This is a genomic window from Clostridium nitrophenolicum (assembly GCF_055391695.1).
In genome coordinates this window covers 2,910,196-2,930,874 of sequence record NZ_AP042469.1, presented here as the reverse complement: position 1 = coordinate 2,930,874, position 20,679 = coordinate 2,910,196, and the positions used below count along the sequence as shown (strand labels likewise).

The following is a 20,679-nucleotide window of genomic DNA, read 5'->3' as shown; positions in this document are numbered from 1 at the left end:
TACCCAGTTCCCGAAGGGAAACAAGCAAAATTACCCAGTGTTCCAACTAAAAGGAGGAATGTAAATGAAAAAAGGGCATCAATCTTGGGTTTTTGAATCTAAACCAGTTATTATAGCTTCTGCTGCCGTTGGAGGACCTTTTGAAGCAAAAGGTGCTATAGCAGAAGACTTTGATATCCTACATGAAGATATTTGGCTAGGACAGGATAGCTTTGAAAAAGCAGAAAAAAAACTATTGGAACAGGCATGTGAAATAGCCATCGAAAAAGCAAAAGTAAAGAAAGAGGATATTGATTTTTTTCTCAGTGGAGATTTATTAAATCAGATTGTAACCAGCAGTTTTGCAGCACGTACTCTTTCCATTCCTTATTTAGGAATTTACGGTGCTTGCTCTAGTTCCATGGAAGGATTAGCACTGGCTTCTCTATTGGTAAGCAGTAAGGCAGCAGATTACGTATTAGCTGCAGCAACAAGTCATAATGCAGCATCAGAAAAACAATATAGATATCCAACGGAATACGGTGGGCAAAAACCACCTACGGCCCAATGGACTGTAACAGGCTCTGGAGCAGCAATAGTAGCAAGCAAAGGAGAAGGACCAAAAGTTACTTCTGCTACTATAGGTCGTGTTATAGATATGGGGATTTCTGACCCTTTTAATATGGGAGAAGCAATGGCACCAGCTGCAGTAGATACTATTGAAGCTCATTTTAGAGATTTAAATATAAACCCATCCTATTATGATATGATAGCTACCGGCGACTTAGGTTCCCTTGGCCATCGAATTGCAGGAGAACTTTTAAATAAACATGGAATGAACATTCCTCCAGAGATACTTACAGATTGTGGACTTTTAATTTATAAGCAAGATCAGCCAGTATTTTCAGGAGGAAGTGGATGTGGTTGTTCCTCAACAGTAACTTATGGTCATCTTTTAAATCGAATGAGAAAAGGCGAACTGAAAAAAATTTTAATTGTAGCAACTGGTGCGTTAATGTCACCAATGACATTTCAACAAAAGGAAAGTATTCCATGTATTGCTCATGCAGTATCTATAGAAATGTAAAACCTTTGAAAGGAGGTGATAATATGACAGTAGGAACTCAAATGCAACAAGCAGTAGCAGGTATTCAAAGTGCAGCTGCTACAATGAAAACATTTGCATTAGAAACTGAAGATACACAAGCAAAAGCAGATTTTCAAAACATAGCAAAAAATTTAGATGATGCACTTCAAACTTTACAAGGTAGACAGCAATATATCGAAGAGCAAGAACCAACCTATAAACAATAGAATAAAAATGACAATTTTAAGTGAGAAGCTGAAAGTATAATTCTTTCAGCTTTTTTATAACATATATAATTAGAGTTTTATATTGTTCTTATATAACAAATAATAGTTTTTATGGAATATTGAGGTGATTTATTTGAGCGAAGCATTAATAGTTTTAGTAAGAGGAATAATTGGCTTTTTTACTTTGTTAATTTTTGCCAGAATACTTGGAAAGCAGCAGATTAGTCAGCTTACTTTCTTTGATTATGTACTAGGAATCACTATCGGATCTATGGCATCCACTTTAACTACTGATCTAACCAGTAGTGCTTGGGCACACTGGGTAGGCCTTTTAACTTGGGCTGTAATTTGCTTTATAATGCAGTGGTCTACATTAAAATCCAAAACTATTTCAAGCTATATTGATGGAGAGCCTACTATTGTAGTGATGAATGGACAGGTAATGGAAGATGCAATGAAAAAAATGAGATTTCGTTTATCTGACTTATTAGAACAACTTAGAGGAAAAGATGTATTTGATTTAAAAGAAGTACAATTTGCAGTCTTAGAAAAAGATGGGCAACTTTCTGTATTAAAGAAACCTGAATATATACCTGTTACTCCGAAGGATATGAATCTTTATACAGGGCCTGGAGGATTGACAATAACGCTTATATATGATGGGACTATTATAGTAAAGAATCTAAAAGTCGTAAACAGAGATAAGGAATGGTTAACAGATGAGCTAAGAAAAAAAGGAATAAATGATGTTGAAGATGTATTCATAGCTTCTATAGATAAAACTAATAATCTGTATATAGATTTGTACAAAGACTTTGGAAACACAAAATCTACTAAAAAGTAGAATAGGAGGTGTATTGATGAAAAAAATAATTGCTTACAGTATACCAATTATTATCTTAGGTTTCTTTGTGTTAATTATGACAACGGGGCAATTTCTTAAAAAACCTATGAGAGAGGGGGAAGATGTAGCAAAATATATTTCTATAATTGTAGAAGACGTAAAAGAAGAAAACTGGAATCGTGCTGAGGAAGATAGACAAAAACTAGTGACTGCATGGGGGAAAATAGTTCCAAGAATTCAATTTAGTGTTGAAAGAGACGAAATTTATAATATTAATATTAATTTGGCAAGACTCCGTGGAATTATTATGGGGAAAGATCAAGCCGGAGCTTTAGCGGAATTAGGAGAAATATATGAGAACTGGCGAGAGTTAGGACAGTAGTAAGGAGATCAGTAATGTAAAAATTATTAAATATTTTTTACATTTTACAACTCATGATAACTTTAGCTATCAAATCTTTCCTTTTTTATAGTATAATTTTTATAATAGATTTAATACTATATAATTTTGCAGTAGGGGGATTGGGTAATGGCGAATAAGGATTTAAAAGATGATAGACAGGGAAGAGTTCCTTACGAATACATACAAAGCATATTTTCTAAGACAGACCCAGTGGATATCTCAAATCAGTCTACTATTCCTTATGACAGGGAAAATGGGTGTTTTAAAATTAAAATCATGGGTAAAAATTATACTGTAAATCATCCTTCAGGAGAACTATATGATAGCGAGAATGGAGAGGAAATTAAGGGCTACGCGATAAAAATCTTAATATTAAGATACCTTGTAAATTCTAGGGCAGTTCCTCCTTTTAATAAGGATATAACATATAAAGAAATACCCGGTGGATTAGTTTATTATAAAAACTTTTATAATAGGACTATACTCAAGCTCGCCAGAGTTTTTTCAAATAAACAGGAAATTTTTAAAGAAGGTTCTAAAGCTATAGGCGCACAACTATTAGACAGAGCAGATTTGTGTTGCAAATTTGAGTTTATAAATAATGTATATATTACATTTATAGTTTGGCATGGGGATGATGAATTACCAGCTGCTGCAAATATATTATTTGATAAAAATATAGAATATTACTTTAATGCAGAAGACCTGGCAGTAGTTGGAGATGTTGCTATAGAACTTCTTAAAAATAAAGGAAAGATACCTGAGTGGATTGGATTATATCAGAAAAAAACAAAAGATGGATATGAAATAAATTAAATATTATCATAAAGAAAATCTAATTAGTACCTTGATATTTTGGTAATAATTAGATTTTTTTAAATTTAATACACTTATTTTCAAATTGATACATAGAATTATTTAAAAGAAAATTTTTTTATTTTTATTTTACTATAATCTAAAGTATAATAAAAATTATTAAAGGAAGGGTGTATTATGATAATATTAAAAAAGGGGTTCGTTTTAATAAAATTAGATGATACCGAATTATCAGAAGACATAATAAAAGAAATTGAAGATAAGTTGATAAAAGATGAATGTATAAAAGAAATAATTGAAAAGTACAATGTAGAAATTTCATATACGTGATTTACTTGGGAGGGTGCTTACATGAAGATAATTCATACAGGAGACTGGCACATTGGAAAAATAGTGCATCAAGTGCATATGACAGAAGATCAACGCTATATTTTAAATGAATTTATAAAGGTTATAGAGGAAGAAAAACCACATGTTATTGTTATTGCTGGAGATTTATACGACAGGTCAGTTCCTCCTGTGGAAGCAGTAGAACTCTTAGATAAAATATTTTCTAGAATATTAATAGACTTAAAAGTACCTATAATAGCTATAGCGGGAAATCATGATAGTCCTGATAGAGTTGGTTTTGCTAGCAGAATATTGATGAATAAAGGTCTATACATTGAAGGAAGACTTAAAAAGGATATACAAAAGGTATCTATTCATGATGAGGCTGGACCTGTTAACTTTTATTTGGTTCCATATGCAGATCCTGCAATAGTTCGTGATTTATTTGAAGATGAGAATATTCATACTCATGATGATGCTATGAAAGTAATAGTAAATTCTATAAAAGAAAATATGAATAAAAAAGAAAGAAATGTGCTTGTAGCTCATGGATTCGTAATTGGTGGTGAGACAAGCGATTCAGAAAGGCCTCTTTCTATAGGAGGGACAGACTATATATATTTAGAGCACTTTAAAGAGTTTAATTATACAGCCCTTGGCCATCTTCATGGACCACAAAAGGTTGGAAGTGATAGTATAAGATACTCTGGATCTCTTATGAAATATTCTTTCTCAGAAGTACGCCATAATAAATCTATAACTATTGTGAATATAGATGATGAGGGAAATGTTGAAATAAACTTACGAAAACTTACTCCAATTAGAGATATGAGGATAATACGAGGAAATTTGGAAGAATTGTTAAAACCAGAAGTGTACAAAAATACGAATGTTCAAGATTATCTCCAAGTTGATTTAGCGGATGATGGTGAGCTTATTGAACCTATGAGTAAAATTAGAACAGTATATCCTAATGTTTTAAAACTTACGCGAAATTCTTTTAATAATAACTCGGAAGATTTAGAGCAATTTTCAGCAGAACACCGCAGCAAAAGAGATATGTTTGAGCTTTTTCAAGAGTTTTATACTGGAATTACAAGAAAAGAATTTGATGAAGATAAAGCTAAGGTAATAGCCCAGGTGTTAAAAGAAGTACAAAAAGGTGAAAGGGGCGAATAATTTGAGACCTTTGAAGTTGACAATGACTGCTTTTGGACCCTATGCCAAAAATGAAGAAATAGACTTTACAATATTAAATAATAAAAATATTTTTTTGATTACTGGACCTACTGGCGCTGGTAAAACCACAATATTTGATGGTATAAGCTATGCAATCTATGGTGAAGCCAGTGGTGAAGATAGAGATGGTGAAAGCTTAAGAAGCCAATTTGCAGATGTTGATACTTTAACTTCTGTAGAATTAGAATTTGAACTTAAAGGAACCAAGTATTATATAAAGAGAATACCAAAGCAGGAAAAGAGGAAATCAAGAGGTGAAGGAACTACAGAGCAGAAAACTGACGCTGAAATGAAAATAATACATTCAGATGAACAGATAAAGGTTATATCTGGTGTAAGCAATGTAAATGATAAAATCAATGAAATTATGGGTATTAACTATGCTCAATTTAAGCAGATTATGATGATACCTCAAGGTGAATTTAGAAAACTTTTAGTATCAGAAAGTAAAGACAGAGAAAAAATACTTCAGAAAATATTTGGAACAGAAGCCTATAAATTAGTTGAGATAAAGTTGAATGATAGGGCTAGAGAAATTAAAAATATAATTAAGGATTTAAATAATAAACAAAGTGAAAATATAAGTACCATACAATTTGACAATAACACTTTACTTATGGAATTGATAGAAAATGAAAATAGAAATATAACTGAAATTGTTACTTCTTTAGAAAGTTTTATTGAAGAAGATATTGAGAAAAGGTCGTCCTTAGAACAGTTAGCAAAAGAGAGTTTGAATGAACTAGAGAAAAATCAAAAGAAAATTTTTGAGGCAAAAGAGAATAATAAAAAATTTGAAGAACAAAAAGAACTTGAAAAAATAAAAGATAAGCTTGAAGACCGACAACCTATAATGAACTTGGAAAAAGAAGGGCTTACAAAAGCTAGAAAAGCTGCACAAATAGATGCAGTGGAAGCAAACTACATAGAAAGACATAAAGATTTAATAATCAAGAAAAGAGAATTGGAACTTAATCTAAGTTCGATAGAAACTGCTAGTAAAGGCTTAATTAAAGCTGAAGAGGCTTTAAAACTTGAAAATTCAAAGGAAGAAGAAAAAATAAAGCTTTTAGAATATACTTCTGTCTTAAAAGGATATAGAGAAAAAGTAAAAATATTTGAAAATGAAAATGCATCCTTAAATTTAATAGAACTACAGTTAAAGGATGTCAGTAATAAAAAGAATGAAAAAAAGCAATTAATTGAAGAATTTAAAAAAGATATAGAAATCCTGTCTAACAAATTAGAAGTTGTTAGACAGGCATCCTCAGATTATATTAAGCTCAATGCTGAACTTGAAAAAACTAACCAGATATATAATAAAATATCTGTTTTACATTCTGAAAATAAGCAACTTATTTCCTTTAGGAATGAATACTTAAAATACAAGAAAGAAGTTAATGAAAACAAAAAATTATATGAAGAATGTGAAAAGAAGTTTAAAGATATGGAACAGATATTTAGAGATGGTCAGGCTGGAGTGTTAGCTCTAGGACTAAATACTGGAGATCCTTGCCCGGTTTGTGGCTCTACACATCATCCGAAACTTGCAAAGCTTGAACATGATGTTCCAACAGAAGATGAATTGAAAAAGTATAAGAAACTTTTAGAGGAAGCAAAAAATAAATTTGATAAAAGTGATGAAAGCTTTAGAGAAACTGACGTTAAAGGCAGGTCACTTTTAAGTATTATTGACAGATTAAAAGATGAGCTTAATCTTTTAATAGAAGAAAATATACTAGAATTATCAAAAGATGATTTAACAGATTTTATAAATAATAGATTGTTAGAATTTGAAAGTCTCAAAGAGAAACTATACATAGAAGTTAAAAGACTTAATAAAGAAAAAAATCAAGAAGAGGATATCTTAAAAAGCTTAAATGAAAAGAAAATATTGCTTCAAGCTGAAGAAATGAAATTAGAAAAGCTAAATGATGAGTATGCCCAAAAGCTAGCCGAAGTTGAGAGAAAAAAAGGTATATTGAATCAACTTATAGTTGAAATTCCAGAAAATCTTCGTTCTGAAAGGGCACTAAAAAGAGTTATTGAGGACTCAGAAGCTCGTTATGACTTTATGTGTAAAGCGTTAAAAGCTGCGCAGAATTTGTATAATGAGTGCAAGCTGCAGCACGAAAAGCTTTTAACAGAAAATGAAGGGCTAATTAAATCACTTAATGAAGCTGAAGCTTCGTTGAAAGAAGCTGAAAGCAAGCTAAATGAAGAAATTATAAAGTCTGGATTCAAAAACCTAGAGGATTATAAAGCTTCAAAACTAAATGAAGAAGAAGTTGAAAATTTAAATAAAAGAATAAATGAGTTTAATGAGGAATTAAGGTCTGTAAAGGATAGATATGAAAAATCCTTAAAGGACTTAGAAGGTTTAAGTATTATAGATATAAGTACACTTTTAGCAAAAGATAAAAATATAAAGGATCAGATGGAAGTATTAGAAAAAGAAAAAACAGAGCTTCACGCTAAAATAACAAGGAATAAAAGTTCTCTTATTCGAATTAATGAATTGAATGAACAGATTAAGGAAAAAGAAAAAGAGTACAGTATAATTGGAGATTTAGCGGAGGTAGCAAAAGGTAATAATACTGAAAGAATGACTTTTGAAAGATATGTTCTAGCAGCGTTTTTTGATGAAATAATTGAAAAAGCAAATTTAAGACTTGGTAAAATGACTGAATATAGATATGAACTTGATAGAATAAAAGAAAAGGGTAAGGGGCTTACTCAGAGTGGATTAGAGCTTCAAGTTTTTGATAATTACACAGGTAAATATCGTCATGTAAAGACACTATCTGGTGGTGAAAGCTTTAAAGCTTCACTTGCATTGGCTCTAGGCCTTGCAGACGTAGTTCAATGTTATGCCGGAGGTATAAGTATTGATACAATTTTTATTGATGAAGGCTTTGGAACTCTAGATCCTGAATCCCTCGATAATGCTATACAGTGTTTAATAGATCTCCAAAATTACGGAAGACTTGTAGGAATAATTTCTCACGTACCTGAACTTAAGGAAAGAATTGATTCTAGATTAGAAATAATTCCTAGTGCAGAAGGAAGTACTACAAAATTTAACGTTAGATAAACAGAATTCTTGGCTTCAGGTGGAGTTTGTCTACGACCACGGGGCAATTCTGCCCGTTAAATGCCATTTAGGCATTTAACCTCCATGAATAAAATTAGGGCAGGGGATCTAATAAAGATTACCTGCCCTAATTTAAAACAATTATTTTAAATTTTTGATATTTTCCATATAACTCCAGTACCAGGGAGCAAAAACCTCACCTTTATAATCGCCAGTTACTAGTATATCATCAGGATTAATATTTGGCGTATATTGTTTTTTTACTTCATTAGCTGACATATTTAGTAACATATTTTGACGAGAGTTAAGACAACCTTTTTGCTCTTTTTCATTAATGTTATCCTCCAAAAGAAATTATTTAACAATGCAATTATAGGCACCATTTATACAAGTATTGCATAGCATAAAATTTATAGGAATAAATATATGAATTGGGGGAGATATTATGTACTTTAGTAATAAAATATCACAAGATGCTGAGGCTATAAATATTAATGTAAAAACTAATTATTCAAGAGTAAAAAAAATGACTGTTATAGCTTTCCTTAGTGCCTTAGCTTCAGTTTTCCAATGTTTTGGAGATTTAGCGCCCGGCATAGGCTATCTTATTAGCCCTCTAGCTACAGCACCAATTTTTATATGTACTATTTTTTCTATTTCCTATGGAATTATTGGTTATTTATTGACAATGCTTCTATTGCTAGCTTTTATGCCCAGCGAGATCATTTTATTTGCTTTTACAACTGGCTTACTAGGAATATCTTTAGGGATAGGATTTTTATGTTTAGGTAGAAGAATATATATAATTGCATTTTCTGCTGTTATGCTACTAGCAGGCATAAGTATACTGCTTTATGCTTTTCAAATTCCCGTACTTGGACCTGCAGTATCATATGATTTTAATATAAAAAAATTGTTTTTCGTATATATTTTTGGGTTTTTATATAGTTGGCTGTGGACTGATCTAATTATTATTATTATTATTAAAAGATTGAAAAAAATCTTATGCTATTATTAGAAAATAGCTAGTAAATAAATGTGTTAATTTAAAATATCAAGAAACCCACTGCTATTAACTATCAGCGGGCTTCTTGTCTACTAAATCTTAAGCAATACTTATTTGCAATGTAAATTTATAAATATTAAATGGTTTTATTTTAGTTGTTCTAGCACCTTTTCAATATGTCCATCTACCTTTACTTTTCTGAATATCTTTTTTATGAATCCATCTTTGTCAATAATAAAAGTACTTCTTTCAATTCCAATACTTTTTTTACCATACATATTCTTTTCTTTTAAAACCTCATATAATTTACACACATCTTCATTGGAGTCAGAAAGCAATACATATGGAATATTTATTTTTTCAATAAATTTATCATGGGAATTTAAAGAATCTCTGCTAATGCCTAAGACTATTGCATTTAAATTGCTTATAGTTACAAAGTTATCTCTAAATGCACATGCCTCTTTTGTACAGCCTGCAGTATTATCCTTAGGATAGAAATACAATATTACATTTTTCCCTAAGTAATCACTTAGCCTATGGTCCTTTTTATCAGAGCCTGGTAAAGTAAAATCTGGAGCTTTTATTCCTTCTTCTATATTCATAACACTCACCGTTGCCAATAACCTATAAAAATCTATAAGTATTGTTTAATTCCCTGTTCAACTTAATTCATATGGATTTTACCATGTTTTTATAGATTTATTGCAACAGTTCACCTCCTCGTAAAATATAATAATTAAAAATATTATATAATAATAATTATCAATGTTCAATATATATGCAAAAATACGCTACTCATAATAACAGATTAAATAGTAAAATTATCTATTAAAGATTAAAAAAAATAATTATGCATATTATAAAAATAGGTAATATATGCTATTATTAAGAAAAGGCATTAGCATTTATTAATTTAAAGACAATTAGAGAAGAGGGAGAGTGAAAATATGTTCGAATGGGAGAAAAAATATAGCTGCAATATACAAATAATTGATGACGAACATAAAAAACTTTTTGAAATTGGACAGGCTATTTATGATTTGGCTTTACACAAACAATATGTAGATTATTATGACAGGATACTGGACCTTATAGATGAGCTTAAGGAATATACAGTTTATCATTTTGCAGATGAAGAAAAAGTTATGAGGCTATATGAATATCCTGATTTTGATAATCATAAAAAAATACATGAAGACTTTATTGAAAAAATTGAAAATATAAATTTAAACCATGTAGATGATGATCAACAAAAAGCTATAATTAAATTACTAGATTTTGTTTATGTTTGGATAGAAGGACATATACTTGGCCAAGATCTAAAAGTAAGAGATTATTTTGAAAACTTAAAAAATGGAATAGATTTTACGAGATAATATTATAATGACTTTAAATATAATTATCTTTAAACTTAGCTGGAATTACTATGTATAATATGTTTTATTATGGAAATCATAAAATTGAGTGTGATTTTTTAAAGTAATATAAAGGTGGTTTTAAAAATGGCTTATGGTATAAAAGAAATCAAAGGAAACAATGAAGGCATAATATTAAAGAAAGTAAGTATAAACGGAAACATATGCGGCTCATATGCAGAAGTATCTATACATCAAGTTTATGAAAACAGTGGAAAAAGTGATATAGAAGGGGTCTATTTCTTCCCAATACCTAAAAGAGCTATAATTTCAGGCTTTGAAGCAGAAATAGGTGGCAGAACATTAAAGGCTGTGGTAGAAGAAAAAGAGAAATCAATTAAAATTTATGAAAATGCTAAGTTAAGAGGGGATAATGCATTCCTTTTAGAGGAATTCAAGCAGCATCAATTTAAAATAAGTATAGGAAAGATTATATCTGGGGAAACAGTAAGTATAAAACTATCATATATCAATGAACTAGAATATAAAGATAATACTTATAAACTTGTTATTCCTGCAGTCTTTGAACAAAAGAATCTAAATACAGATTCAACAATAAATAGCTTTAAAAATAATGTGTTAGATAAATTTTTGGGTAAAAAATATGAAGAAAATGATATTGAATTAAAGACTAATATTTTAATTGAGTCTCTATGCAAACTAGATTTTAATAGTCCTTATCATAAAATAGATGTTGAAAGAGATGGCGATACTATAGCTAAAATTACTTTAAATGAAGAATATGAATCCATGGATAAAGATTTTATACTATACATGAAAGAACAAGAACATTTAGAAGCTGATGGTATGATCTATGAATATAAAGAAAAGGATGAAGAAAGAGGAATAGTCTATATAAGAATGCTTCCAAAACTTGATCATTTTGAAGAAGATGTTGAGGAAAATTATGTGTTTTTAATAGATATTTCCGATACAATGGAAGGTGAGAAGTTAGAACAAGCTAAAAATGCTCTCCAGCTTTGCATACGTAACCTTTCTAAAGGAGACAAATTTGATATTGTAGCTATGGGCGACAGCTTAAAATACTTCTCAGAAGAAGGCATGGCAGACTTTAACGCTGATACATTAAGGAGCGCTTCAAGATGGATAGACAATTTATCAATCGAAAGCGATGCAGATATTTTTGAGGGATTAAAATATGCTTTAGAAAATGAAGGCGGTCACAACACCATATTAATATTTACCGATGATCAAGTTGAAGAAGAAGAAGAAATATTATCATATGTAAGAGAACATTTGGATGATAACAGAATATTTAGCTTTGGAATAGATTCAGCGGCAAACAATTACTTTTTAAATAAGCTTGCACATGAAAGCTTTGGTAAAGCAGAATTTATAAATAATGGTAAAAGAATTGAAGATATTGTGCTAAGACAATTTAGGAGAATTCAAAATCCAGAGGTAGACGATATACAAATTGATTGGGGAGACTTAAAGATTGCCTCTACTTATCCTAGAACTATAGAATATATGTATGATAGAGAACCTTTTTCAATTTTTGCTAACGTAATAGGAGAAGTAGGTGGAGAAGTAACTATCAAAGGAAAAGTTGGAAATAAAGACTATATTCAAAAGATAAACTTAGATAATTTTAATACAGAAGAGAATGCTACTCTACTTAAAAAAGTATGGGCTAGAAAGAGAATAAAGTCCATTGAGCTTAACATGAAAGCAGAACGTGGTGAAAAAAGAGAAGCTATGAGAAAAAAAGTAGTAGAGCTGTCTAAAAACAATGGACTCTTAAGTCAAGAAACCACTTTTATTTTCATGGAGCTTAGAGATGAACCTGTGCTTGGTATAGAGTTAAGAAATATTATTCCTCTAAAGGTTAATGAAAGTACATTAGCAGATGAACTAGAAAAATTCGATATTGAAGACACTGATGTAGTTGGATTTATATACAAGGCTCATGAAGACTTGTTGGAAGATCACAACAAGGTTATGAATGATAATGAATATCTTGATAGAAGATATCCACGTGAAAAGCTTTTAAGAGTTATTGCAAAAAATCAGTTTGCAGATGGAGCTTTTGTTGATTATGAGGATAGTAGTACAGAAGATAAAATAGAGACAACTGCCATGGTATTACTTGCCTTTACAATAGGTGATGAAGATATAGATATATACTTTAACCAGTTAAATAAATCAATAGAATTCTTAACTCAAAGTTATACAGATATGAACGTTAATCTAAGTAGTATAATTGCAAAAATGACAATACTGGCTTTAACTAGATGTATAGATAAAAATATATCTAAGGGAAGAAATACTGAAAAAGCTATGTATACTATAAATTATTTATATAAAATTTTAAACGAAAGAGAGAATGATAAGGTATTAGTAAATAACCTTATAGAATACTCCTTCAAGAAAAATGTTATATCTTTATTCAATATGAGTGAAGATGGAAGTTCTATAAATGAAAAAATAGTAATTGATGATGAAAGAAATTCTATCTTTAATATGGCTAAGCTAGCAGTTTTAAAAGGATTAAAAACTTTATAAGTATAAATAAAAAAGTTTACGCTTAATGGTGTAAACTTTTTTATCTAACTAACTTACTGGATATGGAGTGTTAGTAGCTGTAGAAACCAGATAAAATATTAATTTAGCCTCATACAGGTTATGTAAAAATTATAGAAAGATTAATAATAAGGTTGCACATTTATTATACTTGTTATATATTATATATAACAGGTATAATAATACACTAGTGTTTTTAAATAAAATGAACTATGAGTGTTTAAAGTAATAATTAGGAGGAAAAAGATGATACAACTAACAAAGGTTAACAAAAGTTACAATAATAAAGTTAAAGCAGTAAATAACATTAACTTAATAATACCTGATGGTGAAATATTTGGTTTTCTTGGACCTAATGGTGCAGGGAAAACGACAACTATAAAGATGATAACTGGAATTATTAATGCTGATAGTGGAGATATTAGCATTAATAATATCAATATCAAGGATAATGCTTTAAAGGCTAAAATGCAATTTGGTTTTGTACCAGATAATCCTGATATGTTTTTACGATTAAAAGGTATAGAGTATTTAAATTTTATGGCAGATATCTATGGAGTTAGTAAAGGTGAAAGAATTGAAAGAATTAAAAGTCTCTCAGAAAGATTTGAACTTAGTAAAGCTTTAGATGATTATATTCAAAGCTACTCTCATGGTATGAGACAAAAAATAGTTTTAATGGGTGCTCTGATACACAATCCATCTGTATGGATACTAGACGAACCAATGACTGGATTAGATCCTAAATCATCATATGTATTAAAAGAGATGATGAGAGAACATGCAGATAAGGGAAACTCTGTCTTTTTCTCTACTCACGTTTTAGAGGTAGCGGAAAAGATATGTGACAGGTTTGCCATTATAAATAAAGGTGAGATACTATTTTGCGGTACTTTTAGTGAACTTAGAGAGAAATTTAAACAGGATCAATCACTAGAAAATATATTCTTGGAGATGACTGAAAATGAGTAGATATATTGTTTTAACCAAGATACTTTTAAAGAATAATATTAATCTAAGCAGTGATAAAAAGAAGAAAGCCAAAACTATTGCACTATGGGTTTTAATAGCAGCCGCTTTTGCTCCAACAATAGGTATAATTGTAAACTCTATTAGTGCTGGTTATAATCTTTTATCAAGAATAAATCAAGAAGGACTAATTTTAGCACTTGGAATCTCCTTTGTAAGTATATTTGTATTCTTTTTTGGAATCTTCTATTCATTAAATGTATTGTATTTCACAAAGGATATAGAAAATCTTCTTCCTCTACCGCTAAAACCTTCGCAAATACTAGGAGCAAAATTTACAGTAGCATTACTATATGAATACTTAACAGAACTAGTATTGCTTTTACCTATACTAATTGTATACGGAGTGAAAAGTTCCGCTTCATTCATATATTATGCATATGGTATCATAATATTTTTAATACTGCCACTTGCGCCTTTAGGAATAGTATCAGTTTTAAATATGATAATTATGAGCTTTACAAACCTTGGAAAGCACAAAGATAAGTTGAAAATTATAGGTGGAATTGGAGTTATGTTTATAGCTATTTGCATAAATATATTCATGCAAAAATTTGGAGTATCTTCAAATAATCCTGACCAAATGATTAAAATGATAACTTCGGGTAACAACTCTTTAGTTCAATTATCTAATAAGTTATTTCCAGGTTCTATTATAGCAGCAAAAGCTTTAGTGTTTAGCAGCACTACTCAGGGATTTTTAAACTTACTTTTATATATTATACTAACTTTAATTGTAGTCTTAGTACTATTAGTTTTAGGTGAAAAACTATATTTTAAGGGAATTGTCGGAATTTCCGAAACATACTCTAAACGAAAAGAGCTAAATTCAGAACAATTAAGTAAATTTAGTGAAATACACTCTCCATTGATAGCATTAACTATGAGAGAACTGAAAATTTTATTTAGAACTCCAGTTTATTTTATGAATTGTATAATTATGAATTTTTTATGGCCTGTATTTTTATTGCTACCAATGGTAACTCAACCTCAATTATTTAAAGAACTAGAAAAGGTTACAGCAATTATAAGAGATCCTAGTATTTCAGCAATTATTGTTGGAATGGCTCTTGCAGTGGGAGTCTTCTTAGGAGCAAGTAACTTAATAACTGCTACAGCTATATCGAGAGAAGGTCAAAATATTTTTATAAGTAAATATATTCCGGTGGACTATACTACACAGTTTGCTGCAAAAATACTATCCGGTATGATTATGGGAGTAGTATCCATCATTGTTATGCTTTTAATGGCTATTGTACTAATCAAAGCTCCATTATATCTAGTAGTAATGTCACTGATTGTGTCTATTCCTGGACTTTTATTTTCTTCTATGGCTGGACTGCTAATTGATTTAAATTACCCAAAATTAAATTGGGATAATGAAGTTAAAGCTGTTAAACAAAATTTCAATGGATTTTTAAGTCTTATAGTTGGCGTACTTGGAGCTGCAATATCAGCAATACCTATTATTAAATTTAGTGAAAAGGCATTTTATATTACAACTGTAATGTTTATTTTATTCTTAATAATAGATTTCATTCTATATAAAATTATCCTAATAAAGGGTGTAAGTTTATTTAAAAATATTGAGAACTAAGATTATAATAAAATCTGCGTAATTAAACACTTGCTTAATAAGTTTAGCGTTTAGTTATGCAGATTTTTCAACTTTTGTACAAATTATAATAACATATATTTAATCGCTAAGGAAAACATATAGATGTATCAAAACTATTGCTTAGGAGGAATTGAATATGGATCAAAAAAATAAAGAAATATTGAAAAGTTTACAAGAAGCAAAAACAGACGTTGAAATATCCAGAGAGTTAGATACTCTTAGAAATCAACAGGATTCTATGCAGCATACGCTAAGTGAAATAAAATCTACTTTAGGAGTTCTATCTAACAATAATACAGCATCGCAAACTCAATCACAAGGTCAATCACAAGGTCAATCACAGGTAACTCAAAATGTATCTACACAACTTTCAAATCAAATGCAAAGCTTTAGAAACCAAGCTCAGCAACAGCAGCAGCAGTCACAGCAACAATTACAAGGTTCTATACAACAAGCAATGAATGCATTATCTGAAGCTAATCAACAAATTCAAGCAAATACTGCTCTTAACCAAATGACTCAATTAATAGATGGTGCTCAAAATCAATTAAAGCAAATGACACAACAAAATCAACAAGGGCAACAAGGACAACAAGGACAACAAGGACAACAAGGACAACAAGGACAACAAGGAAAAAATCAAAATAATCAATATTTTTAGTTTGAAATACTATTTATTTAATATACCTAAAGTGTTTGAGTGTTTGATGCAAAATTAGCATATAAAGATAAAGTTTAATTATAACTTTATCATATATTAAGTCCATTCATTAATTAGCACTTGCTATTTGATGAATGGACTTTTGCTTATTGAAGAGACCTATTTTAGAACAAAGATAAATAAATATTTTATGAAATCTAATTTTTTTAAAATTACATAATAATAAAATATATAATTTTGGGAAAAACATATAAATTTTAGAGACAATCCAACGAAAATTAATTAAAGTAAAAATGATAAGGAGGAAATTTGTAGAATTAAATCATGTTAAGCCATTCCTAAATTTTACTCAAGGAGGAATCAAAATGAGAATATCTAAGTTTTTGAAATTATCTGCAGCAATTTTTTTAGTATTATCAATTTTAGTAGGAAGCAGTGTTTATTATTTAAATATCTGTTTTAAAAAGGAACGTGAGGCTGTATCAAGGAAGGAAGAATCTAAACAGTTAGGAATTGATTTAGTAAACGCATCAGATTATTTAACAAATGAGGCAAGAAGATATGTTCAGTTTGGTGAAAAGATACACTATGATAATTATTGGAAAGAGGTTAATGAAACTAAAACTCGTGATAAAGTTGTTCAAAGATTAAAAGAATTAAATGCTCCAAAGAATGAATTAGAACTAATAGAAAAGGCAAAGAAAAACTCAGATGCCTTAATTGCAACGGAAGATGCTGCCATGAAAGCAGTAGCTGCTGGTGATTTTCAAAAAGCAAGGATATTAATGTTTGATAATAATTATGATTCTAACAAAAAAGTCATCACAGACCCTATAAATGAATTCCAAAATAAAATGAACACTAGAGTTCAAAATGAAACTGAGTTAGCTAAAAAAAAGCTAAATATTGCTATGATTTTTACTAATATTTTAATTATAATTCTTACTACCTTTATACTAGGGGTGTTTATTATAATGTCCAAAAAGATTTTTGGACTATCAAAAGTTTCTGACAAACTTGAAGAACTTGCTAATAATGAGGGTGATTTAACATTAAGATTAAATATAGACAGCAAAGATGAAATAGGACAAATAGCAGGTGCATATAATAAAATGGTGGAGAATTTACAAACTTTAATTAAAGAAGTAACAAATACAACAGATAAAGTTGTTAGCTCATCACAACACTTAATGTATACTAGTGAGGAGATCTCCATTAAAATGAAAAACATATTTGAGTCTGCAGAGCAGGTAGCGAAAGCATCAGAAGATTTAAGTGCTACCATAGAAGAGATTAATGCATCTTCTCAAGAAATTGAATTCAATACAAACAATCTAACTAACAAGACAAATGATGGTACCAAATCTGCTGTAGAAATTCAAGAGAGAGCAATTATCGTAAAAAACAAAGGAGAAAGTGCCATTATAGCTGCAAATAATGTAAATGATGATAATTTATCAGATATTAAGCAAGCTATTGAGGCTGGAAGAGTTGTTACTGAAATTAGGGACATGTCACAAGCTATTGCCAATATTGCATCCCAAACAAATCTATTGTCATTGAATGCTGCAATAGAAGCTGCAAGGGCTGGAGAACAGGGAAAAGGCTTTGCTGTTGTTGCAGATGAGGTGAGAAAGCTCGCAGAACAATCCTCTACCACGGCATCGAAAATACAAGAAGTGGTAAGCGGAGTAGAGGATGCCTTCTCAAATCTTTCAAATAGTGCTGAAAAAGTATTAGCATTTATAAATAATCAAGTAAAATCAGATTATGAGCTCTTGGTAGAAACAGGCATACAGTATGAAAAAGATTCTGCCTTCGTAAATAATGTAACAGAAGAAATATCAAGCTCTTCAAAAGTTGTACTTGCGGCCATAGAAGAAGTAAGTAATGCTATTCAAAATGTTTCTGCAACAGCTGAAGAATCAGCAGCAAATTCTGATGAAATATTAAATAATATAAATGAAACTGTATTAGGCATAGATAAAGTGGCTGAAGCTTCTAAGGAGCAGGCAGAGTTAGTAAAAAATTTAAGTAATATGGTTAGAAAGTTCAAAGTATAGAATTTAGGATGGCGATTAAAAAGAAATAAATTATAAATTTATGGCAGAAGTTTTATACTTCTGTTTTTTTTACTTACTCTTTAATCTTTTTTCAGCATCTGCAGCAGCTTTATTGTCACCAACTTTAGATGCTTTGACAAGTTGTGAAGCAATTATAAGATGATCTTTTAATAAGTCACTAAGTTATGAAGGCTCGAGGAGTTACGGGTATATCTTGAGAGAATCTTTGCAAAAGTATAAAATCAATAAAATAATAGTCGCTTTACTTCGGAATGAGCCGGATAATTTTATCATCAGCTATATCAGGATTACCTCTGCCATCCCTATTACTTGTTGTCAGATAAATTGATCCATCTTTCCCCTGAATAACCTCACGCAATCGTCCATACCTATTTCTCAACCATGATTCTATACTTTTCACTACCGTTCCTTTTCCATTCAAGGATATAGCAAGTAGTTGCTGTCCACGCAAATTGGAAATGAGTAATTTTCCTTGCCATGGTCCTTGATTTATGAAGGCAATACCAGAGGGTGCCCATGTCTCTTCTCCGCTGTGTATTAAGGGCTTTTGTATTTTAACTTCCGTGGAGTCTTCATCTCCTTGAACGAGAGGCCATCCATAATTTGCTCCTGGTTGTATTATGTTTATCTCATCATGTGCTGACTGTCCATGCTCCGATTCATACAAGACATTTTTTGAATTCCACGCTAAACCTTGCGGGTTTCGATGTCCTAAGCTGTAAACTGGTGAATTAATAATTGGATTATCTTCAGGAATCCTGCCGTCTAATTCTATTCGCAGTATTTTTCCGGCTGTACTTGTGGGATCTTGTGCCAATGCAGAATTCCCTGCATCTCCCGTTGTAATATATAATTTCTGATCCGGACCTATCTTTAGCCTTCCGCCATTGTGAATTCGTCCCCCAGGGATTTTATCCAGAAGAACCCGGTCAATGGATGCCCTATTATTGTTTTCAACCAATCTGACAACACGGTTATAGATTCGATTACCTTCTGCATATGAATGCATAACATACATATAATGGTTTTGTGAATAATTTGGGTCGAGCGCAATACCCATCAAACCTCCTTCCCCCTGACTTACAAAGGGTGCACGAAATGTGATGAGTGGCTGTGGATGAAGTTTACCATCTTCAATAATTCTAATTGCCCCAGACCTCTCAGTAAAATATAGTTTGCCTTCATCGCTTATCGCTATGGCCCAGGGTACATATAAATTTTCAGCGATAACTTCAATTTCGTAAGGAAATTGCCTTGATGTGATTATTTTTGCTTTAACATTGGCTGCATTACGACCACTAAATTTCATATTACACAAAATATTATAAATTATTTTTTTCATACTGTTATCCTCCAAATTTAAATGAATGCACACATTAAAAAAGTGACAGGTTTAGAAAATAAAATTTGTCACTTTTTATCTTTATTATTTATCTAATTACCATATTATTCGTTTACGAGGCTAACCGTACCATTTTAATGGATAAATCCTAATAAAAAATTCGATATATAATTTTCCTATTTTTCGCTTTCAATAAGTCTCTAATTCTGTCCGTCATCGTATATATAATAAGGTTATAAACATAAGAGCATAATATAACGGAGTAAAATTAGAAAGAAGGTGATATTATGAAAATTACAGAGGTAGCCGATAGAAAAGCTAATAAATTAATTACGGAAAAGAGTCCTTACCTTTTACAACACGAGTACAACCCCGTCGAGTGGTATCCGTGGGGTGCTGATGCGTTCGAGAAGGCTAAAAATGAGGATAAACCCGTATTCTTATCTATCGGCTACTCGTGATTAATTAACGACATGTCATTGGTGTCAAAAATTATTTATACCGATAAAAGTGCTTTCTTAACTATTAAAATTTAAAATATAAATTGTATGTGATTATACTGCAGACAGAATAGATTATAAGAAAAACATTATTATATAAGTCTCAGGTTTAGTACTTTGTTTTATAGGCTTGTAAATATGCTACTAAAATTAAGATAATACTTAATATTAAAGAAAGCCAAAAAAACGTTGGTACTCTAAAAGTGTCAAGGTTTTTATTTTTTATTTTAGGTATTTAGAATCAAAATATTATATACATAACTATAAAAAATCTTTCCATATTTATTTAGTTTAATATTTCTTCACTGTTTTTCAAAAAGAACAACACCTATTTCTTCTTCAAGATTACTGATAGCCTTACTTAAAGCTGATGTTGTGATAAATAAATCTTCTTTTTAATAAAATTCACCTATGTACTCCCCTATATTTAATACAGCCTACGTATATATTACTGGAGG

General features: G+C 30.4%; 20 protein-coding genes and 1 pseudogene. 17 read left to right on the top strand and 4 right to left on the bottom strand.

The window, feature by feature from the left end; translation table 11 throughout:
• The first annotated feature begins 64 nt into the window (after positions 1-64).
• From spoVAD to ACZ5N4_RS13835, 8 genes are all read left to right on the top strand, one after another.
• On the top strand, positions 65-1,066 hold the full coding sequence (gene spoVAD, locus ACZ5N4_RS13870; RefSeq protein WP_464203107.1) for a stage V sporulation protein AD: 1,002 nt from the start codon (positions 65-67) through the stop codon (positions 1,064-1,066).
• Positions 1,067-1,089: 23 nt separating this feature from the next.
• Positions 1,090-1,293: a DUF1657 domain-containing protein gene (locus ACZ5N4_RS13865; protein ID WP_464203106.1), complete on the top strand. Its 204-nt coding sequence runs from the start codon at positions 1,090-1,092 to the stop codon at positions 1,291-1,293.
• Positions 1,294-1,426: 133 nt separating this feature from the next.
• Positions 1,427-2,137: a DUF421 domain-containing protein gene (locus ACZ5N4_RS13860; protein WP_464203105.1), complete on the top strand. Its 711-nt coding sequence runs from the start codon at positions 1,427-1,429 to the stop codon at positions 2,135-2,137.
• Between the two features lie 16 nt (positions 2,138-2,153).
• Positions 2,154-2,519 (top strand): DUF4363 family protein, encoded by a 366-nt coding sequence (locus ACZ5N4_RS13855; protein ID WP_464203104.1) that lies wholly within the window; start codon positions 2,154-2,156, stop codon positions 2,517-2,519.
• A gap of 147 nt (positions 2,520-2,666) precedes the next feature.
• Positions 2,667-3,356, top strand: a complete 690-nt coding sequence (locus ACZ5N4_RS13850; RefSeq protein WP_464203103.1) for a DUF3786 domain-containing protein — start codon at positions 2,667-2,669, stop codon at positions 3,354-3,356.
• 177 nt (positions 3,357-3,533) lie between these two features.
• The gene (locus ACZ5N4_RS13845; protein ID WP_464203102.1) at positions 3,534-3,686 is read left to right on the top strand and encodes a hypothetical protein; all 153 of its coding nucleotides are present in this window, start codon (positions 3,534-3,536) and stop codon (positions 3,684-3,686) included.
• A gap of 21 nt (positions 3,687-3,707) precedes the next feature.
• Positions 3,708-4,865 carry an exonuclease SbcCD subunit D gene (locus tag ACZ5N4_RS13840; protein WP_464203101.1) on the top strand — a complete coding sequence of 386 codons (1,158 nt, stop codon included), beginning with the start codon at positions 3,708-3,710 and terminating at the stop codon, positions 4,863-4,865.
• A gap of 1 nt (position 4,866) precedes the next feature.
• Positions 4,867-8,019, top strand: coding sequence for an AAA family ATPase (locus ACZ5N4_RS13835; protein ID WP_464203100.1), 3,153 nt, complete (start codon positions 4,867-4,869; stop codon positions 8,017-8,019).
• A 141-nt stretch (positions 8,020-8,160) separates the two neighbouring features.
• Here the strand turns inward: ACZ5N4_RS13835 and ACZ5N4_RS13830 are convergent, their stop codons facing one another.
• Complete coding sequence (locus ACZ5N4_RS13830) at positions 8,161-8,367, bottom strand: hypothetical protein (protein WP_464203099.1); 207 nt, start codon at positions 8,365-8,367, stop codon at positions 8,161-8,163.
• Positions 8,368-8,464: 97 nt separating this feature from the next.
• On the opposite strand from ACZ5N4_RS13830, the gene ACZ5N4_RS13825 reads away from it, so the two are divergent.
• Entirely contained in the window at positions 8,465-9,037 is a 573-nt protein-coding gene (locus ACZ5N4_RS13825; protein WP_464203098.1) for a hypothetical protein, read from the top strand.
• Between the two features lie 134 nt (positions 9,038-9,171).
• Here the strand turns inward: ACZ5N4_RS13825 and ACZ5N4_RS13820 are convergent, their stop codons facing one another.
• Complete coding sequence (locus ACZ5N4_RS13820) at positions 9,172-9,630, bottom strand: peroxiredoxin (protein ID WP_464203097.1); 459 nt, start codon at positions 9,628-9,630, stop codon at positions 9,172-9,174.
• 345 nt (positions 9,631-9,975) lie between these two features.
• Here ACZ5N4_RS13820 and ACZ5N4_RS13815 point away from each other — a divergent pair, with 345 nt between their 5' ends.
• The 7 genes from ACZ5N4_RS13815 (at position 9,976) to ACZ5N4_RS13785 (ending at position 18,521) form a co-directional block, all read left to right on the top strand.
• Positions 9,976-10,404 (top strand): bacteriohemerythrin, encoded by a 429-nt coding sequence (locus tag ACZ5N4_RS13815; RefSeq protein ID WP_464203096.1) that lies wholly within the window; start codon positions 9,976-9,978, stop codon positions 10,402-10,404.
• A gap of 126 nt (positions 10,405-10,530) precedes the next feature.
• The gene (locus tag ACZ5N4_RS13810) at positions 10,531-12,969 is read left to right on the top strand and encodes a VIT and vWA domain-containing protein (RefSeq protein ID WP_464203095.1); all 2,439 of its coding nucleotides are present in this window, start codon (positions 10,531-10,533) and stop codon (positions 12,967-12,969) included.
• A 264-nt stretch (positions 12,970-13,233) separates the two neighbouring features.
• Positions 13,234-13,959, top strand: coding sequence for an ABC transporter ATP-binding protein (locus ACZ5N4_RS13805; RefSeq protein WP_464203094.1), 726 nt, complete (start codon positions 13,234-13,236; stop codon positions 13,957-13,959).
• Positions 13,952-15,613, top strand: a complete 1,662-nt coding sequence (locus ACZ5N4_RS13800; protein WP_464203093.1) for a putative ABC transporter permease subunit — start codon at positions 13,952-13,954, stop codon at positions 15,611-15,613. The genes ACZ5N4_RS13805 and ACZ5N4_RS13800 overlap by 8 nt, the downstream gene beginning before the upstream one ends.
• 157 nt (positions 15,614-15,770) lie before the next feature.
• Complete coding sequence (locus ACZ5N4_RS13795) at positions 15,771-16,295, top strand: hypothetical protein (RefSeq protein ID WP_464203092.1); 525 nt, start codon at positions 15,771-15,773, stop codon at positions 16,293-16,295.
• Positions 16,296-16,660: 365 nt separating this feature from the next.
• Entirely contained in the window at positions 16,661-18,358 is a 1,698-nt protein-coding gene (locus ACZ5N4_RS13790) for a methyl-accepting chemotaxis protein (protein WP_464203091.1), read from the top strand.
• A 40-nt stretch (positions 18,359-18,398) separates the two neighbouring features.
• Positions 18,399-18,521: a hypothetical protein gene (locus ACZ5N4_RS13785; RefSeq protein WP_464203090.1), complete on the top strand. Its 123-nt coding sequence runs from the start codon at positions 18,399-18,401 to the stop codon at positions 18,519-18,521.
• Positions 18,522-18,620: 99 nt separating this feature from the next.
• Here ACZ5N4_RS13785 and ACZ5N4_RS13780 read toward each other — a convergent pair whose 3' ends face one another.
• Positions 18,621-19,721: a PQQ-dependent sugar dehydrogenase gene (locus ACZ5N4_RS13780; RefSeq protein ID WP_464203089.1), complete on the bottom strand. Its 1,101-nt coding sequence runs from the start codon at positions 19,719-19,721 to the stop codon at positions 18,621-18,623.
• Positions 19,722-20,008: 287 nt separating this feature from the next.
• Between ACZ5N4_RS13780 and ACZ5N4_RS13775 the strand changes: the two are divergent.
• A pseudogene (locus ACZ5N4_RS13775) lies at positions 20,009-20,179 on the top strand (DUF255 domain-containing protein); the annotation flags it as partial.
• A 344-nt stretch (positions 20,180-20,523) separates the two neighbouring features.
• Here ACZ5N4_RS13775 and ACZ5N4_RS13770 read toward each other — a convergent pair.
• Positions 20,524-20,601: a LysR family transcriptional regulator gene (locus tag ACZ5N4_RS13770; RefSeq protein WP_464210941.1), complete on the bottom strand. Its 78-nt coding sequence runs from the start codon at positions 20,599-20,601 to the stop codon at positions 20,524-20,526.
• Positions 20,602-20,679: the final 78 nt, after the last annotated feature.

Coding starts and splice junctions, on each gene's coding strand:
- spoVAD (WP_464203107.1), top strand. CDS start 65: ATGAAAAAAGGGCATCAATCTTGGGTTTTTGAATCTAAACCAGTTATT.
- ACZ5N4_RS13865 (WP_464203106.1), top strand. CDS start 1,090: ATGACAGTAGGAACTCAAATGCAACAAGCAGTAGCAGGTATTCAAAGT.
- ACZ5N4_RS13855 (WP_464203104.1), top strand. CDS start 2,154: ATGAAAAAAATAATTGCTTACAGTATACCAATTATTATCTTAGGTTTC.
- ACZ5N4_RS13850 (WP_464203103.1), top strand. CDS start 2,667: ATGGCGAATAAGGATTTAAAAGATGATAGACAGGGAAGAGTTCCTTAC.
- ACZ5N4_RS13845 (WP_464203102.1), top strand. CDS start 3,534: ATGATAATATTAAAAAAGGGGTTCGTTTTAATAAAATTAGATGATACC.
- ACZ5N4_RS13840 (WP_464203101.1), top strand. CDS start 3,708: ATGAAGATAATTCATACAGGAGACTGGCACATTGGAAAAATAGTGCAT.
- ACZ5N4_RS13825 (WP_464203098.1), top strand. CDS start 8,465: ATGTACTTTAGTAATAAAATATCACAAGATGCTGAGGCTATAAATATT.
- ACZ5N4_RS13820 (WP_464203097.1), bottom strand. CDS start 9,630: ATGAATATAGAAGAAGGAATAAAAGCTCCAGATTTTACTTTACCAGGC.
- ACZ5N4_RS13815 (WP_464203096.1), top strand. CDS start 9,976: ATGTTCGAATGGGAGAAAAAATATAGCTGCAATATACAAATAATTGAT.
- ACZ5N4_RS13810 (WP_464203095.1), top strand. CDS start 10,531: ATGGCTTATGGTATAAAAGAAATCAAAGGAAACAATGAAGGCATAATA.
- ACZ5N4_RS13805 (WP_464203094.1), top strand. CDS start 13,234: ATGATACAACTAACAAAGGTTAACAAAAGTTACAATAATAAAGTTAAA.
- ACZ5N4_RS13800 (WP_464203093.1), top strand. CDS start 13,952: ATGAGTAGATATATTGTTTTAACCAAGATACTTTTAAAGAATAATATT.
- ACZ5N4_RS13795 (WP_464203092.1), top strand. CDS start 15,771: ATGGATCAAAAAAATAAAGAAATATTGAAAAGTTTACAAGAAGCAAAA.
- ACZ5N4_RS13790 (WP_464203091.1), top strand. CDS start 16,661: ATGAGAATATCTAAGTTTTTGAAATTATCTGCAGCAATTTTTTTAGTA.
- ACZ5N4_RS13785 (WP_464203090.1), top strand. CDS start 18,399: ATGGCAGAAGTTTTATACTTCTGTTTTTTTTACTTACTCTTTAATCTT.
- ACZ5N4_RS13780 (WP_464203089.1), bottom strand. CDS start 19,721: ATGAAAAAAATAATTTATAATATTTTGTGTAATATGAAATTTAGTGGT.